Origin of the sequence: Allobosea sp. TAF32 (genome assembly GCF_052113585.1) — a bacterium.
GTDB lineage: Bacteria > Pseudomonadota > Alphaproteobacteria > Rhizobiales > Beijerinckiaceae > Allobosea.
In genome coordinates this window covers 756952-772535 of sequence record NZ_JBFRDM010000001.1, presented here as the reverse complement: position 1 = coordinate 772535, position 15584 = coordinate 756952, and the positions used below count along the sequence as shown (strand labels likewise).

General features: G+C 65.2%; 16 protein-coding genes. 10 read left to right on the top strand and 6 right to left on the bottom strand.

What is annotated here, in order from left to right:
* Positions 1-20 precede the first annotated feature (20 nt).
* Positions 21-815: a response regulator gene (locus AB4Z16_RS03520; protein ID WP_441509925.1), complete on the bottom strand. Its 795-nt coding sequence runs from the start codon at positions 813-815 to the stop codon at positions 21-23.
* A 212-nt stretch (positions 816-1027) separates the two neighbouring features.
* On the opposite strand from AB4Z16_RS03520, the gene AB4Z16_RS03515 reads away from it, so the two are divergent.
* From AB4Z16_RS03515 to AB4Z16_RS03505, 3 genes are read left to right on the top strand one after another with little or no spacing between them, the layout of a single operon-like run.
* Positions 1028-1252 carry a NepR family anti-sigma factor gene (locus tag AB4Z16_RS03515; protein ID WP_441509924.1) on the top strand — a complete coding sequence of 75 codons (225 nt, stop codon included), beginning with the start codon at positions 1028-1030 and terminating at the stop codon, positions 1250-1252.
* Entirely contained in the window at positions 1239-1829 is a 591-nt protein-coding gene (locus AB4Z16_RS03510; RefSeq protein ID WP_441509923.1) for a sigma-70 family RNA polymerase sigma factor, read from the top strand. The genes AB4Z16_RS03515 and AB4Z16_RS03510 overlap by 14 nt, the downstream gene beginning before the upstream one ends.
* The gene (locus AB4Z16_RS03505; RefSeq protein WP_441509922.1) at positions 1829-3481 is read left to right on the top strand and encodes a sensor histidine kinase; all 1653 of its coding nucleotides are present in this window, start codon (positions 1829-1831) and stop codon (positions 3479-3481) included. The genes AB4Z16_RS03510 and AB4Z16_RS03505 overlap by 1 nt, the downstream gene beginning before the upstream one ends.
* A gap of 35 nt (positions 3482-3516) precedes the next feature.
* Here AB4Z16_RS03505 and AB4Z16_RS03500 read toward each other — a convergent pair whose 3' ends face one another.
* Complete coding sequence (locus AB4Z16_RS03500) at positions 3517-4419, bottom strand: transglutaminase family protein (protein WP_441509921.1); 903 nt, start codon at positions 4417-4419, stop codon at positions 3517-3519.
* A 112-nt stretch (positions 4420-4531) separates the two neighbouring features.
* On the bottom strand, positions 4532-4813 hold the full coding sequence (locus AB4Z16_RS03495) for a hypothetical protein (protein ID WP_441509920.1): 282 nt from the start codon (positions 4811-4813) through the stop codon (positions 4532-4534).
* A gap of 164 nt (positions 4814-4977) precedes the next feature.
* Here AB4Z16_RS03495 and AB4Z16_RS03490 point away from each other — a divergent pair, with 164 nt between their 5' ends.
* From AB4Z16_RS03490 to AB4Z16_RS03475, 4 genes are all read left to right on the top strand, one after another.
* Complete coding sequence (locus AB4Z16_RS03490) at positions 4978-5733, top strand: Crp/Fnr family transcriptional regulator (protein ID WP_441509919.1); 756 nt, start codon at positions 4978-4980, stop codon at positions 5731-5733.
* 120 nt (positions 5734-5853) lie between these two features.
* Complete coding sequence (locus AB4Z16_RS03485) at positions 5854-6645, top strand: class I SAM-dependent methyltransferase (RefSeq protein ID WP_441509918.1); 792 nt, start codon at positions 5854-5856, stop codon at positions 6643-6645.
* Positions 6646-6789: 144 nt separating this feature from the next.
* Entirely contained in the window at positions 6790-7980 is a 1191-nt protein-coding gene (locus AB4Z16_RS03480; protein ID WP_441509917.1) for a diguanylate cyclase domain-containing protein, read from the top strand.
* 80 nt (positions 7981-8060) lie between these two features.
* The gene (locus tag AB4Z16_RS03475; protein ID WP_441509916.1) at positions 8061-8990 is read left to right on the top strand and encodes a glutaminase; all 930 of its coding nucleotides are present in this window, start codon (positions 8061-8063) and stop codon (positions 8988-8990) included.
* A gap of 9 nt (positions 8991-8999) precedes the next feature.
* On the opposite strand, the gene AB4Z16_RS03470 is transcribed toward AB4Z16_RS03475, so the two are convergent.
* The 3 genes from AB4Z16_RS03470 to AB4Z16_RS03460 all read right to left on the bottom strand — a co-directional run bounded on the left by AB4Z16_RS03470 (position 9000) and on the right by AB4Z16_RS03460 (position 12338).
* Positions 9000-10622: an ABC-F family ATP-binding cassette domain-containing protein gene (locus AB4Z16_RS03470; protein ID WP_441509915.1), complete on the bottom strand. Its 1623-nt coding sequence runs from the start codon at positions 10620-10622 to the stop codon at positions 9000-9002.
* A gap of 81 nt (positions 10623-10703) precedes the next feature.
* A complete protein-coding gene (ybaK, locus tag AB4Z16_RS03465) occupies positions 10704-11177 on the bottom strand; it encodes a Cys-tRNA(Pro) deacylase (protein WP_441509914.1) in 474 nt (157 codons plus the stop codon).
* Between the two features lie 138 nt (positions 11178-11315).
* A complete protein-coding gene (locus AB4Z16_RS03460) occupies positions 11316-12338 on the bottom strand; it encodes a SphA family protein (RefSeq protein ID WP_441509913.1) in 1023 nt (340 codons plus the stop codon).
* A 146-nt stretch (positions 12339-12484) separates the two neighbouring features.
* Between AB4Z16_RS03460 and AB4Z16_RS03455 the strand changes: the two genes are divergently transcribed.
* The 3 genes from AB4Z16_RS03455 to AB4Z16_RS03445 all read left to right on the top strand — a co-directional run bounded on the left by AB4Z16_RS03455 (position 12485) and on the right by AB4Z16_RS03445 (position 15434).
* A complete protein-coding gene (locus AB4Z16_RS03455) occupies positions 12485-12760 on the top strand; it encodes a hypothetical protein (RefSeq protein WP_441509912.1) in 276 nt (91 codons plus the stop codon).
* A 125-nt stretch (positions 12761-12885) separates the two neighbouring features.
* A complete protein-coding gene (locus tag AB4Z16_RS03450; protein WP_441509911.1) occupies positions 12886-13725 on the top strand; it encodes a hypothetical protein in 840 nt (279 codons plus the stop codon).
* Positions 13726-13838: 113 nt separating this feature from the next.
* Positions 13839-15434, top strand: coding sequence for an arylsulfatase (locus tag AB4Z16_RS03445; protein ID WP_441509910.1), 1596 nt, complete (start codon positions 13839-13841; stop codon positions 15432-15434).
* The last annotated feature ends 150 nt before the right edge of the window (positions 15435-15584 follow it).

Sequence of the window (15584 nt, the reverse complement as noted above, 5' to 3'; positions counted from 1 at the left end):
TGATCAGCAAGGAAAGAGGCTCAGGCGGCCTTGCGGCCGGCCCGCCGATCGAAGAACAGCGCCTGGCTGATCGCGGCCTTCACCGCTTCCGGCTGGAACGGCTTGGTAATCAGGAAGGCGGGCTCCGGCCGGTCGCCCGTGAGCAGCCGCTCGGGGTAGGCTGTGATGAAGATCACGGGCACGTCGATCGAGGTCAGGATCTCGTTGACCGCATCGAGCCCGGAGCTGCCATCGGCCAGCTGGATATCGGCCAGCACAAGGCCGGGGCGCTTCTTGCCGACCAGCGCGATCGCCTCGCGCTGCGTGCGGGCCACGCCGGTGACGCTGTGGCCGAGTTCCTCGACCATCGTCTCGATGTCGAGCGCGATGATCGGCTCGTCCTCGATGATCAGCACGTCGGTCGCGACCTGCTCGGCAATCTCCTGGCCGGCGGTCTGGACGAGCGCGGCCGCCTCGGCCGTGTCGACGCCCATGATCGTCGCGACCTCTTCGATCGAGAAGCCCTCGACGGTTCGCAGCAGGAAGGCTTGCCGTGGCCTTGGCGTCAGCGCCTCGAGATTGCGCTCGGCCGGAGCCCGCGTGAGCTCGACAATCGGCTCGCTGGTATCGACGCCGGCCGAAGACCACAGCTTCAGGAAGGACTGATAGAGACCGACGCGCGGATCGATGCCACGAGGAAAGCCGGATGGATCGGCGACGAGCGCTTCCAGCATTGCGACGACATAGGCGTCACCGCTGGCCTGAGTGCCGCTGAGGGCGCGCGCGAACCGGCGCAGGTAAGGAAGATGAGGCGCAATTTCTTTTGCGATAGACATGAACGCGTCCCTTTTATCGTGCCTGGATAATGGCTTAGGATGAGCCGCTGACAAGGAATTTATTTTTTGCCGGATGCGGAACCTTTTGAAATCGCGGCTGTTATTAGGGCGCATTGGTGTCGCCACCGCCATCTGGCTCTGGTTTCGCCGACAGAGAGATGAAGTGCGGGACTTGCTGGAAAAGCAGGCCCGGTTGCGGCGCGAGGGCTGAGATGAGCAACGTGGATACAGCGATGTCCGAGCCGGACGGAGGCGACAATGACGACTTCGAACTGGTTCTGGATGCGAAGGTGCAGGAATCCATAGGTCGCTCGCTCAAGGCGCACTACGACGACATTGTGAACGCACCTGTCCCGGACAAATTCCTTGCGCTGCTGGCGCAGCTCGAAGCGACGGAACTGCGCGCAGCCGGAGCGTCGTCCGATGAGTGCAAATGATCTCCCTCAGGCTTCCCGCGCTGCCAACGAGTTCAAGGACGGCCTGATTCGCGAAATCCCGAACTTGCGCGCCTTCGCGGCTTCGTTGTCGGGGTCGATGCAGCTCGCGGACGATCTCGTCCAGGATACGCTTCTCAAGGCGTGGGGCAACTCCGACAAGTTCGAGCCGGGCACCAGCCTGCGCGCCTGGCTTTTCACCATCCTGCGGAACACCTATTACTCGCTCTATCGCAAGCGCGGGCGCGAGGTGCAGGACAGCGAAGGCACCTATGCCGAGAGGATGGCGACGCATGGCAATCAGGAAAGCCATCTCGACCTCGCCGATTTCCGCAAGGCGCTGGCGAAGCTTCCCGAGGAGCAGCGTGAAGTCCTGATCATGGTGGGCGCGACCGGCTTGTCCTACGAGGAGGCGGCGGACATCTGCGGCGTGGCGATCGGCACGATCAAGAGCCGGGTCAACCGCGCTCGGACGAAGCTCGCCGAGCTGCTTTCCATCGGTGGCGTCGACGATCTTGGGCCGGACCGCACCAGCGCGGCCGCGATGCAAAGGGTCGGTTCCGAACCAGTCGGCTCCTGATGCGTCTGGCGCGGTTCAGCACCGTTCGAGGGCGCCTTCTGGCCCTTCTGATCGCTATTGCGGTCCCGGTTGCTTGCGCCACTGCTTTCGCTGCCTATGCCACTTATCGCGCTGCCGTCGCGACGATCGAGGCAGCCCAGCTGCGCGCGGTCGATGATTTCGCGGTGCGCACGCGCGTCTGGTATCGGGGGGCTTCGCGCGCACTGCTCGCTTTTGGAACGATGGCGAGCGATCCGCGCGTCGATCCTGCTGTCTGCGAGGAAGCGGGGCTGGAAGCGATGCAGCGGGCGAGCGGCTTCCACGCCTTCTTCCTGCGCAGCGCCGATGGTCGCATCTGCACGGCTTCTCTCAATGCCGATCTCTCGAAGGAGACGCTGGGCGATGTCGCCAGACAGCTGGCAAAGCTTCCTTCCGTCGCGAACTGGAACGGCGCCGATCTCGGCAGAATCCGCTATGATCAGGTCACGCTCGCCGGCCGGCGTTATCTCGCCATCCTGATGGCCGACCCGGAGACGGCCGGCAGGGGTCTGCAAGAGGCACTTCTCCTGACCGCGCCGGAGCTGCTGGAGAACGTCTTCGATCTTGGCGATGGGCGGCGGGACATGAATGTCGCGTTGATCGGCCGGGGCAGTGACATCGTGGCCAACCGCGGCGACGATGCGGATATGAATTGGTTGCCGCAACAGAATCGGGTTCCGAACGGCCGCGAACGTTGGACGGCGCCCAGCCGCGCCGGTCCCGATCGCGTCTATTCGGCCCGGATGGTCGCCGATCCCGACTTCTACGTCATCGCCAGCTTCGACGACGGGCCGGCCCAGGCCGCGCGCCTGCAGTTCTTCGTGCTCCTGCTCGCGCCGCTGACCACTCTTGCACTGCTTTGCGTCGTCTACCTGCGCGCGATCGACAAGCATTGCGCCCGCTGGCTGCGCGGCATCGAAGCGGCGGCCCGTGCGCGGGCTTCGTCCGGGCGGGCGAGAGTGGCGCTCGCCGAGGACATGCCGAGCGATATCCGCAGCGTGGCGGAAGCTTTCAACGCCATGGTCGACGAGCAGGAGGTGCGTCAGCGCCGCCTGCAAACCGCCCTGGACGACAACCGTTTCCTCGTGCGTGAGCTGCATCACCGGGTGAAGAACAGCCTGCAGGTCGTCCAGAGTTATATCGGCCTGAGTAAGCGCGATTACCGCGACGAGGCCCGGCTGGCTCTCGCCGATGCCGAATGTCGCGTCCATGTCCTTTCGGCAGCCTATCGCTTCACGCTGGCGGACGGAGAGATGCAGCCGGTCCGCGTCGATCTCTTCCTCGACGACGTCGTCACGATGATCTCGAATCTGATCCGCAGCCGCGATCAGTGGGTGACGAGCCGGATCGATACGGCGGCGACGCTTTCGGTGGATCGCATCATCCCGCTCGGATTTCTCGTAGCCGATGTCGCTTCGCGCGCGCTGCGCAGCACGCCCAGCGTGCGCATCACGGTCAACGTCGTCGATATCGACGACGACACGATCGAGGTCTGGCTCGACGCCGATCGCGAGATCAGCCACGGCGCGCCGCCGCGTATTTTTGCCGGCCTCCTCGCCCAGATCGAGGCGGTGCAGACAGCAGAGCCTCAAGGCGGTTCGCTTGGCCGCTGGCGTGTCAGGCATGCGTCCTGACCGAACTCTTTCCAAGTGGGAGCCGGACTGGCCGATCACATTGATGCAGCCAGATCTGATCCGGCTTGGGGCGCGTCGACCGGTTCGATCGATACGCCGACGCTCAGCCCCAGGAAGGAGCCCGCCGGCCCGGTGAAGCTGCCGGCGATGGGGGAGGCATCCTCCGGCACGCGGGCGACCGCGACGCGCAGGAGTTGGCGATCGGCAACGAGATCATTGGTCGGATCGAACTCAACCCAACCATCGCCGGGGATGAAGACGTCCGCCCAGGCATGGGTCAATCCCACCGCGCTGGTCAGCAGGGCGTCGTCCGGGCTCCTGTCATGGATGTAGCCGGTGACGAAGCGTGCGGCGAAACCCATGCGCCGTGCGAGTTCGATGAACAGCCAGGCGTAGTCGCGGCAGGAGCCAAAACCGCTCTCCAGGGTGTCGACGGGGTGCTGCGTGCCTTCGTCGAAACGGGTGGTGTAGCTGAGTGCGTCATGGAGAGCGTGAGCAAGATCGCGCAGGAGATGGCCCGAGCCCTGGCCGGTTCTCGCCCTGAAATCGGCGAGCCAGCGGTCGAGCATCTTGTCGGGGTCGGCGCTGGCGAGAGCGAGGAACGGCTGCAGCACCGACCGCTCGTTTTCGCCGTAGACGACCCCGGTCAGCGCTGTGCCGGGCTTGATCTCGGAGCGCGGAATGGCGGGGCCGAAGCGCTGGAGTATCAGGGTGCTGACGATGTCGAGCGTATCGGCCTCGCCCTCGAAATTCGCGATGGCGACGGGATTGCCGTAGGCGTCGTGCATCCAGCTCAGGCTGGCGGACGGCGAGATCGAGAGGGCGGTATCGACGACGCGCAGGTCGAAGCTGTCACGTGGCCGCAGCATCAGCCGATGTGGGCCGAAGGCGACGGGCTGCGCATAGCGATAGGTCGTTGCGTGTCGGATACGCAGCATGGGGGCTCTGCCTGCACTCAAAAAATAAGCCGCCAGAGGCGGCCTTGAAGTGCGACGCGAGGATGCGCCGCGCGTTTAACGCGGGGAACCGCGTCAGGTTCCGCTGGCAGGCTCAGCGTACGACATGCGTTATAGGCCCGCTTGCAAGCGCCTGCTGAGACGGTGAGGCGATCGCCCTCTTCGCCGTGCTGCGCGTCCGGTCAGCGGAATCGACCGCGGCGAAGCGGAGATCCGCGGCCTTGTCGCGTTCGCCCCTGGCCATGGCGACGCTCGTCGAACTCTGGTCGGAGGGGATTTGCAGTTGCGCTCCGATGGTCAGACCCGTGACGGCCGCACCCATGAAGCCGAAGAAAAGCAGGGCTCGTGCAGCGGGGGCAAGGCTGGCTTTCGGCATGTCCATCTCCCAACGCTTCCGGCCCGGATGGGCCGGATTTCGACAGGAAAACGCAGCGGAAGCCGAGATGGTTCCTTTGGAGCCGATTCGGAACGCGCCGCCGTCTTGCGCGTTGGACGCTTGCCGATGCGTTCCGCGGCGGAGTCGGGGGGACCTATAGGTTCATGAACATCGTCAGTAAGCAGGGCCGCTTGGGAACGCCTTGCCTTGCCTGCCCGCTGCGGCTCAAGCCCGCCTTCAAGGACAAGGCAGACGACGAGATCCGCTTCATTCAGGCCATGAAGATCGACCATCGCAGCCTTCCGGCCGGTGCCGACATCATTCACCCCGGCCAGGAGGATGCCGAGCTCTACACGCTCTATTCGGGCTGGGCCTTCCGCTACCAATCCTTGCCTGACGGACGTCGCCAGATCCTCAATTTTCTCCTTCCGGGAGATCTCGTCGGCCTGCAGGCTTCCCTGCTCAGCGCGGCCGAGCACGGCATCGAAGCGCTCACCGATGTCGAGCTATGCGTCTTCCCGCGCAGGCGGATCTGGGACCTCTTCGTCAGAATGCCGACGCTGGCCTATGAGTTGGCCTGGCTGGGCTCACGCGAGGAGAGCCTGATCGACGACAACCTGACCACGGTCGGCCAGCGCAACGCGGGCGAGCGCATCGCCGCTCTGGTGATCTCGCTCTACCATCGCGCCGAGACGCTTGGCCTCGTCAGCAACCACAGCTTCGCCTTTCCGCTCTCGCAGCAGCAGCTCGCCGATGCGCTGGGCTTGTCTCTGGTCCACACCAGCAAGACCTGGTCGCGTCTGCGCAAGGCCGGGCTGTTCTCGCTCTCGGGCGGGCGGCTGACGCTGCTCAACCCGCGCCTGACCGCACATATGGCTGCGGTCTACGAGCAGGCTTCGCCGCCGAGGCCGTTGATCTGACAGCTTTTTGCCGGAACTGCGGAAAAGAACTTGGCGGGCGGCCGCTCTTGACCCCATATGCCGCGCAGGTAACGTTCGGCTGCGTCAGACGCGTCGTCTCTGCGGCGATCAAGGGGTGCCATGTCTTCGACGATCCGTCATCGTCCGCGCGCAACGTCGCTCGCCGCTCGCCTCGGGCAATCCCGCGTGGCGTCGCGGATCGAGGGCGAGGTGCGGGTGACGGCGGCTGACCTTGTCGACAGCGTCGCGGAAGCCAAGCTCAAGGTGGCGGCCGTCCGCTACAAGGTCGAGAGCGAAGTTCGCAGCACCGCCGAGAAGTTCAAGAGTCGAGTCAGCGAAGCCAGGGCGAAGCTCGGCGACGAGGCCCGCTTCATCAAGTCCTGGATCGACGACCCGCTGCGCACCGGCTCGGTGACGCCGTCGAGCCCGGCACTCGCGCGGCGGATGGCCTCCTTCGTCGATCCCGAGCAACCCGGCCCGGTCATTGAGATCGGCCCCGGCACCGGCCCGGTCACCGAAGCGCTGATCGAGCGTGGCATCGACGAGAGCCGTCTCATCCTCGTCGAGTACAGCCCGGAGTTCTGTGAGCTCCTGCGTCGGCGCTTTCCGCGTGCGACGGTGGTGCAGGGCGATGCGTATGCCCTGTCCAAGACTCTCACCGGCCATCTGCACGAGAAGGCGATCGCGCTCGTCTCGAGCCTGCCGCTGTTCAACCGGCCGCCGGCCACCCGCACGGCCTTGGCGCGCGAGGCCTTTCCGCTGCTTGTCGAGGGTGCGCCGTTCATCCAGTTCACCTATTCGGTGATCTCGCCGATCCCGCGCAAGGGATCCGGCCTCAAGGCCTTCGTCTCCGATTGGGTGCTGCGCAACATTCCGCCTGCGCGGGTCTGGGTCTACCGCCAGATCCGGTGACGATCCGAGTTTTCAGCAGCCCTGCATTGCATACAACGCTTGATTCGCGCGGCGTTCCTCACTGAATCGTAACCCCTGATTGCTAGGCACCCTTCGCGACCGGGTGCTCCGCTGGCCTGCTCGCCAGAGGAGCCGGATCAGCCGATGAGTGCCCCAGTCCTCCGTTTCAGCCTGCCGCGTTGGCGTGTGACGCGCTGGCTTGCGGATGCCGGCCCGGATGTCCCCCCCGATATCCGGGGCGCGCTGGTTGCAAGCCTCTACGGCACGCTGCCGATCTTCGCCGGCGGCGTCATCAACTCGCTGGCGGTGTCCTTCCTCATCGCCTGGCGCATCCCGACCCTGCCATTCACGCTCTGGTGTGCTTTCGAGATCGTTTGCTGCATCGTGCGCCTGTGCGTCCTGCTTGCGGCGCGCAAGCGTGCCGCGCGCGGCCAATCGACCCCAACCGACATCTATCTCCTGCTCGGTGTCGCCTGGGCGGCCGGCATCGGCGCCGGCACGTTCCTGAGCCTGATGAGCGGCGACTGGGTGGCGTCCACGCTCGCCTGCCTGTCGGCCGCTGCGATGGTGGGCGGCATCTGCTTTCGAAATTTCGCGGCGCCGCGCATGGCCGGCGTGATGGTCGCACTCACGCTCGGTCCCTGCGTGCTTGCGGCGCCCTTCCTGTCCGAGCCGATGATGCTCATCACCTTCATGCAGATCCCGTTCTATCTCTTCAGCATGACGATGGCGGCCTACAAGCTGAACGGGATGCTGATCTCCACCATGCGGGCGGAACGCGAGAATGCCTTCCACGCGCGGCACGACATGCTGACGGGGCTGTCGAACCGGACCGGGCTGGCCAAGGCCTTCACGACTAAATTCGACGATGCGAAGCCTCCCAAGGGGCTTGCCCTGGTCTATCTCGATCTCGACGGCTTCAAGGCCGTCAATGACAGCTACGGTCACATGGCGGGGGACGCTTTGCTCCAGCTGGTGGCCGAGCGGCTGCGCGGCCTCGTCCGGGCGTCCGACATCGCGGCGCGCATCGGCGGCGACGAGTTCGTCGTCCTCTCCGAGCAGACCGAGCACGTTCAGCTTCAGCGCTTCGGCGAGCGGATCGTGAGGGAAATCTCCGAGCCTTACGAGCTCGACAGCGGCCACAGGCTCCATATCGGTGCCTCCGTCGGCATTGCGCTCGCTCCCGAGCATGGCCGCGACATGAACAGCCTGATGACCGCGGCCGATGCCGCGCTGTACCAGGCGAAGTCGCGCGGCAAATCGCTGTGCGTCATCGCTTCGCAGCGTCCGGTGATCGGGGGCGCCTCCTCCGGCGAGACGCTTCGCCTGCAATAAGCGTTTGCCGGCGCGGCGGGGCTTGACCCGGCGGCCCCGCTCGGGCTTGCCTGCCATGCGCAGCAGCCGGGATCTCAGGCGTGACGGATATCGGGCGGCTCGTCCGCGACATTGCCGACGAGATGCGCGACGCCGGCGAGCGCGGCGAGGTCGCGACCTATATCCCGCCGCTCGCCCGCATCGATCCGCGTCAGTTCGGGCTCTGCGTCGTGACGGCGGATGGCGCAGTGCACGCCGCCGGCGACAGCGAGGAACCCTTCTCGATCCAGAGCGTCTCCAAGGTCTTCGCCCTGACCCAGGCGCTCGGCAAGGTCGGCGACACGCTCTGGCGCAGGGTGGGGCGCGAACCGTCCGGCACGCCTTTCAACTCGATCGTTCAGCTCGAACGCGAGCAGGGCGTGCCGCGCAATCCCTTCATCAATGCCGGCGCGCTCGTCGTCGCCGACATCAATCTCGCCGGCCACGAGCCACGCGTCGCGATCGGCGAATTGCTGCGCTTCGTGCGCTACCTGGCGGATGACGACAGGATCGTCATCGACGACGCTGTCGCGCGGGCCGAGCAGGCGACCGGTTTCCGCAACATCGCGCTCGCCAACTACATGAAGGCCTTCGGCAACGTCACCCACGCGCCGGAGCTGACGCTCGGCGTCTATTTTCATCAATGCGCGATCGCCATGAGCTGCCGCCAGCTCGCCATGGCCGGGCGCTTCCTGATGCATGGCGGGGTCTACGAACCGGGCGGCCCGCGCGTCGTCTCGGCCCAGCGGGCGCGGCGCATCAACGCGCTGATGCTGACCTGCGGCCACTATGATGCTTCGGGCGACTTCGCCTTCCGCGTCGGCCTGCCCGGCAAGTCCGGCGTCGGCGGCGGCATCCTCGCCGTCGCTCCGGGCAAGGCCGCGATCGCGGTCTGGTCGCCCGGCCTCAACGCCAACGGCAATTCGCTGCTCGGCACGCTGGCGCTGGAACGCCTGGCCGAGGCGACCGGCTGGTCGGTCTTCGCGCGCTAGCGAGAACGTCTAGCTCCGCAGGCCCGGCGCCTCTTGCCCGGTGCGCGCAACGTATTCCGTGTAACCGCCGCCATAGGCATGGACGCCTTCGGGCGTCAGCTCCAGCAGCCGGTTCGACAGTGCGGCGAGGAAATGCCGATCGTGCGAGACGAAGAGCATCGTGCCCTCATATTGCGAGAGCGCGGTGATCAGCATCTCCTTGGTCGCGATGTCCAGATGGTTGGTCGGCTCGTCCAGCACGAGAAAGTTCGGCGGGTCGTAGAGCATCATCGCCATCACGAGGCGCGCCTTCTCGCCGCCGGACAGGAAGCGGCAGCGCTTCTCGACATCGTCGCCGGAGAAGCCGAAGCAGCCGGCCAGCGACCTGAGCGAGCCCTGCCCTGCCTGCGGAAAGCGGTCTTCCAGCGCCTCGAACACGGTGCGCTCGCCGTCGAGCACCTCCATGGCGTGCTGGGCGAAATAGCCCATCTTGACGCTGCTGCCCACGGTGACGGTGCCCGCGTCGGCCTCGGTCGCGCCGGTGACTAGCTTGAGCAATGTCGACTTGCCGGCCCCGTTTACGCCGAGGATGCACCAGCGCTCCTTGCGGCGGATATGGAAGTCGAGCCCCTCATAGATGCTGCGGCTGCCATAGGCCTTGTGCACGTTCTTGAGGCTGGCGACATCGTCGCCGGAGCGCGGCGCCGGCTGGAACTCGAAGGCGACGGTTTGGCGCCGGCGCGGCGGCTCGACGCGCTCGATCTTGTCCAGCTTCTTCACCCGGCTCTGCACCTGCGCGGCATGCGATGCGCGGGCCTTGAAGCGCTCGATGAAGGCGATTTCCTTGGCGAGCATCGCCTGCTGGCGCTCGAACTGCGCTTGCATCTGCTTTTCGGCCAGCGCGCGCTGCTGCTGGTAGAATTCGTAGTCGCCGGAATAGGTGGTCAACGCGCCGCCGTCGATCTCGATGATCTTGCCGACGATGCGGTTCATGAACTCGCGGTCGTGCGAGGTCATCAGCAGCGCGCCTTCGTAACCCTTGAGGAAGGATTCCAGCCAGATCAGGCTTTCGAGGTCGAGATGGTTGCTCGGCTCGTCGAGCAGCATCGCGTCCGGGCGCATCAGCAGGATGCGGGCGAGCGCGACACGCATCTTCCAGCCGCCCGAGAGCGCGCCGACATCGCCTTCCATCATCTCTTCGCTGAAGCCAAGGCCCGCCAGAACTTCGCGGGCCCGCCCGTCCAGGGCGTAGCCGTCGAGTTCCTCGAAGCGGCCCTGCACCTCGCCATAGCGGGCGATGATGTCCTCCATCTCGTCGGCCCTGTCCGGGTCGACCATGGCGGCCTCGAGCTCTGCGAGCTCCGCCGCGACCGTGCTGACCGGCCCGGCCCCGTCCATCACCTCGGCGACCGCGCTGCGGCCGGACATCTCGCCGACATCCTGGCTGAAATAGCCGATGGTGACGCCGCGATCGATCGAGACCTGACCCTCGTCCGGTGCTTCCTCGCCAGTGACCATCCGGAAAAGCGTGGTCTTTCCGGCGCCGTTGGGGCCGACGAGGCCGACCTTTTCGCCCTTGAGGAGCCCGGCCGACGCCTCGATGAAGACGATCTGCTTTCCGTTCTGCTTGCTGATGTTCTCGAGGCGAATCATGCGTTTGGAAACCTTGGGAAGCGGCGCCCCCGTGCCACTAAGCCATCGGGAGCGAGTGGGAAAGGCGGCGCGAGGCCGCGATCAGGTTGAGAGCGGGGCGCTGCGCGCGTCGGCAGCACGCTGGAGATCGGCGGGCGTGAGCGCGATCTGCAGGCCGCGCTGGCCGCCATTGACGTAAACCAGCGTCTCGCCGGACGCGGCTTCGTCGACGATAGTCGGCAGCTTGCGCTTCTGCCCGAAGGGACTGACGCCGCCGACCTTGTAGCCGGTGAGCCTTTCGGCATCCGGCACCGGCATCATCGCTGCCGACTTGCCGCCGAAGGCCGCCGCGACCTTCTTCATGCTGGCCTCGCGATCGGAGGCGAGCACGATGCAGACCGGCTTGCCGTCGACCTGTGCGATCAGGGTTTTGAGGACGCGATGGGGCGGCTCGCCCAGCGCTTCGGCTGCCTGCAATCCGACCCGCTCGGCATTGGGATCATAGTCGTAGCTGCGTAGCTCGAAGCCGATGCCGAGCCGCTTCAATGCCTGGGTGGCAGGGGTCGTCTGGGCCATGATCCGGTGAATACTGGGCTAGTGGCGGAACCGGTGCAGGGCGCGAGCGCTCTCACCGCGACAGCCAAGTACCCCCTTGCCGGCGACTTGGAAAGCGCAGCGCCCGCGACTTCCTGCAGATCCTTCGACGTCGGTCGGCTAGTACTTTACCACACGGGCGCCAGGCACGGGCTCGGGCGGCGGCGCTGCCTGCGCGACGGCGCCGAGCGGGAACGCGATGCTGAAAAGACCGATCGTCCCCTGTGGCCGGTTCTCGACGCTCACCTCGCGCAGCACTTTGAGGCGTGCCGTGACCGGCGTGCCGGCGACGGCGAAGGAATAGGCGATCGTGCCGCCGACCGCGGTCACGCGGCCCTTATAGGGGCCGAGCGACGCGCCCGAACCGCTGTCGCCGGTGATCTGCTGGTAATGCGCGAACAACGCGCCGACCGAGAATTCCTTGCTGAAATATTGGCTGACGGCGAGGTCGACATGCACGGCGTTGCCGCTCTTGTAGTCGGTCGCGTCGTTGGTGCCGTTGATCTCGAGGCCGACCGCGCCGGAGATGTCCAGCCCGATCTTCGGATCGAGCCAGGTCGCGGCGGCGTAGATGTCGCCGATCCAGCGGTTGAACGAGAGGTTGGATAGCGAACCGTCTTGATAAGTGCCCGACGGGATGTTGACGGCGCCGCCGACCTGCCAATGGAAGTTGCCGGCATGCCAGCCGACGAAGCTGGTGAGAACTGGGTCGCCGAACAGGAAGTCCGAATCCCGCAGCTTTGCGCCGAAGGCGCGGCCGAGGCGGGGCGCGGCGATCAGCGCGCCCGCACTGACGCGGGGCTGCCCGAACGGCAGGGTCAGGGCGAAACCCAGATTGCCACCAAAAATCTCGATCGGCGTTACCCAGGTCGGCGTGACGAAATCGACCCGCGCCTCGACCTTCACATTGGCCAGGACGGCGCCGCCGATCTGCGTCTGCCGGCTCGCCGAGAGGCGCCCCGAATAAGAATAGATATCGTTTTCGAAGTAGAAGCCGGGCGGCGGGACGATGCCTGCGCCGGGTCCGCGAAATCCAGGAACATAAAGGCTCGCGCCGCCCTCGGTGGCGAATGCGGTATCTGGAATTGCACCGGCGACGACCCACGCCGTCGCTGCGAAGACGGCCGTACCGATGCGCCGCATGAACGATTTCCCTGACCCTGCCGTCGACGCTGGGCTGATTTGCTTCAGTCGTCAAGAAGCGCGGTCTTTCCGTTTCTGGTCCCAGGACCGGCATTGTTACGGTTACATGATGTTCAGCAAGCGATGACCTCAGCCAGAATGCGGACGTGCCCGTTCCACTGAAGAAGGCGCGGCCGATGGAAAAGGCGCAAAGACGCGGCCTGGCTCGCCTGATGCTTCGGTGGCCACAGAAACGCGCGGCGCTCAAGACCCTGTTCGACAGGGATGCGCGGATTGCGGAATTATGCGAAGCTTATGAGGTCGCCTGCGAGGCGGCGTCCTATTGGGACAAGTCTGCGGCTCCTGCCGCCCTCGAGCGGTCGCAGGAATATCGTTCGCTGATGATTGCGACAGAGCAAGATATCTTGAATCGACTTTCTTGAGGTCGGGAAGATTCGCGAGCGCGCCATGCGTATTCGCGCTTGCCCACGGGATTGACAGAGAGTCATAGTGCGATCGGCATATTGCGAATATCGACGTGGTTTCGGTCCAGCAGCGGGGCTGAGCGATGGGCGAGAGCTTGAATAGCGGGCAGGAGCCACCAGGAGCCGATCAGGTTCTCGGAGCCCTCGAAGTACTGCTGAATTCCGATGATCTGCGCCTGTCCGAGCGCAACCGACGCTTTCTCGCATTTGTGGTGACGCAGGCCGTCAAGGGCTCGGCCGATCGCATCAAGGCCTACACCATCGGGGTCGATGTTTTCGGCCGTGACGAAGCCTTTGACCCGACGACGGATCCGATCGTCAGGATCGAGGCGACCCGCCTGAGAACGGCCCTGGCGTCCTATTACGAAGGGGCAGGATCTGATGCCGCTCTCCGGATTTCACTTCCTAAAGGCGGTTACGTCCCGGTTTTCGCATGGTCCTGTGTGGTCGACGGTATCGAAGCTGGCTGTGGTCTCGTCGAGAGCGGGGCCGACCATTCGTCGTTCGCCCCGCAAGTCATCCTGCAGGACCATACCGGACGCGGCAACGACGACATGGCGGCGCGGGCCGAGCTTTTCGTCGATGCACTCGCCATGATGCTGCAGAGGGCTTCCTTCTCCATCCGCGTGGTGCCGTCGGATGAGCGCCGGGCGGCAGTTGAGTCGATTCAGGCCATCTACTCCGCGCCGCATGAGGCGTTTTCGCTCGATATCGCCGTGCGCCCCGTCGACAGCACGATGCGCTATTCCTGGCGCCTGGGCGATCTCGGCACCGGAGAAGTCCTGGCCACCAGTTTCCGGGACTATGTGGTCGCGAGCGCATGTGGCTATGAGCGCGTCGACAACCTGGCCGCCGAAGCCACGAGCGCGATCTCCGCCGCCATCGGCTTGCGTCGGCACGCGCGCGGCGCCGGGCGACCGTAACTGTTACAAGCTTAAGCCCGGAATGCCCCCGTGCGATGCATTCGATCGCGTGCGCGGACGAACGCTGTGTCGGCAATGTCTCCACTGTCGCGATGCGAAACCAGGAGCATTTCATGGAACGCCAAAAATTCCTGGCTGCGGTGGCGGCGGCGGCGTTGGCCACCGTCATGGGCCTCTCAGGGGCCGCAAAGGCCCAGCAACCCGCCCCGGCCTCGGCCCCTGCTCGGCCCAACATCCTCGTGATCTTCGGCGACGACATCGGGCAGAGCAACATCAGCGCCTATTCGCATGGGGTCGTCGGCTACCGGACGCCGAACATCGACCGCATTGCCCGGGAAGGCACGATGTTCACCGATTATTACGCGGAGAACAGCTGCACGGCCGGCCGTTCCACCTTCATCACCGGTCAGGTCTGTCTGCGGACCGGCCTCTGCAAGGTCGGCATCCCCGGCGCCACTGTCGGGCTGCAGGACCGCGACGTCACCATCGCGCAGGCGCTCAAGCCTTTGGGCTACGCGACCGGACAGTTCGGCAAGAACCACCTCGGCGATCGTGACGAATATCTGCCGACCCGGCACGGCTTCGACGAGTTCTTCGGCAATCTCTACCATCTCAATGCCGAGGAGGAGCCGGAGCGCCCCTATTATCCGAAGAACGACGCCAACTTCGTCAAATCCAATTCACCGCGCGGCGTGCTCAAGACCTCCGCCGACGGCAAGATCGAGGACACCGGCCCGCTCACGGCCAAGCGGATGGAGACGATCGACGACGAGACCACCGCGGCTGCGATCGATTTCATGCAGCGGCAGGTGAAGGCGCAGAAGCCCTTCTTCACCTGGATGAACACCACCCGCATGCATGTCTACACGCATGTGCGCGAGTCGATGAAGGGCCGCAGCGGCATGCCCGGCAACGACTATGCCGACGGGATGCTCGAGCATGACGAGGATGTCGGCAAGCTCCTGAAGGCGCTCGACGATCTCGGTGTCGCCAACAACACCATCGTCGTCTACACCACCGACAACGGCCCGAACCAATGGTCCTGGCCCGATGCGGCGACCACGCAATTCCGCTCGGAAAAGGATACGAATTGGGAAGGCGCCTTCCGCGTCCCGGCAATGATCCGCTGGCCGGGCAAGATCAAGGCGGGCGAGGTCTCGAACGAGATGGTCTCCGGCCTCGACTGGTTCCCGACACTGGTCGCCGCCGCTGGCGATGGCGATATCAAGGACAAGCTCGCCAAGGGCACGACGCTCGGCAACCAACAGGCCAAGGTCCATCTCGACGGCTACAATCAGCTGCCCTACCTGACCGGCCAGCAGCCGAAATCGGCCCGAAACGAGTTCTTCTACTTCAATGACGATGGTGAACTCGTCGCCTATCGCTACAACGACTGGAAGATCGTGTTCTGCGAGCAGCGTCAGCCCGGCGGTTTCATCGTCTGGGCGAACCCCTTCACCTGCCTGCGCGCGCCGAAAGTCTTCAACCTGCGCATGGACCCGATGGAGCGGGCCGACATCGTCTCGGACCAGTATTATGACTGGCTCGCGAAGAACGCCTATCTGATCCAATACGGCGTCTGGAAGGTCGCGCCGTTCCTGCAGACCTTCAAGGAGTATCCGCCGAGCCAACGTCCGGCGAGCTTCAGCGTCGACCAGATGGTCGATGCCCTGATGCGCAATCTGGACCGCACGGGCGCCTCAAAATAGCCGCTGGCCGAACCGGGGGGCCTGCAAAGGCGGGCTACCCAGGTTTCGCGGGGCGGAGGACGGGCGCGGTCGCAAATGGCGATTGCGCCCTCTTGGGGCGGCATGCGATCCAAGCGGGGGAAGTGTAGCAGAATGCCGCGGCGTTGCCTG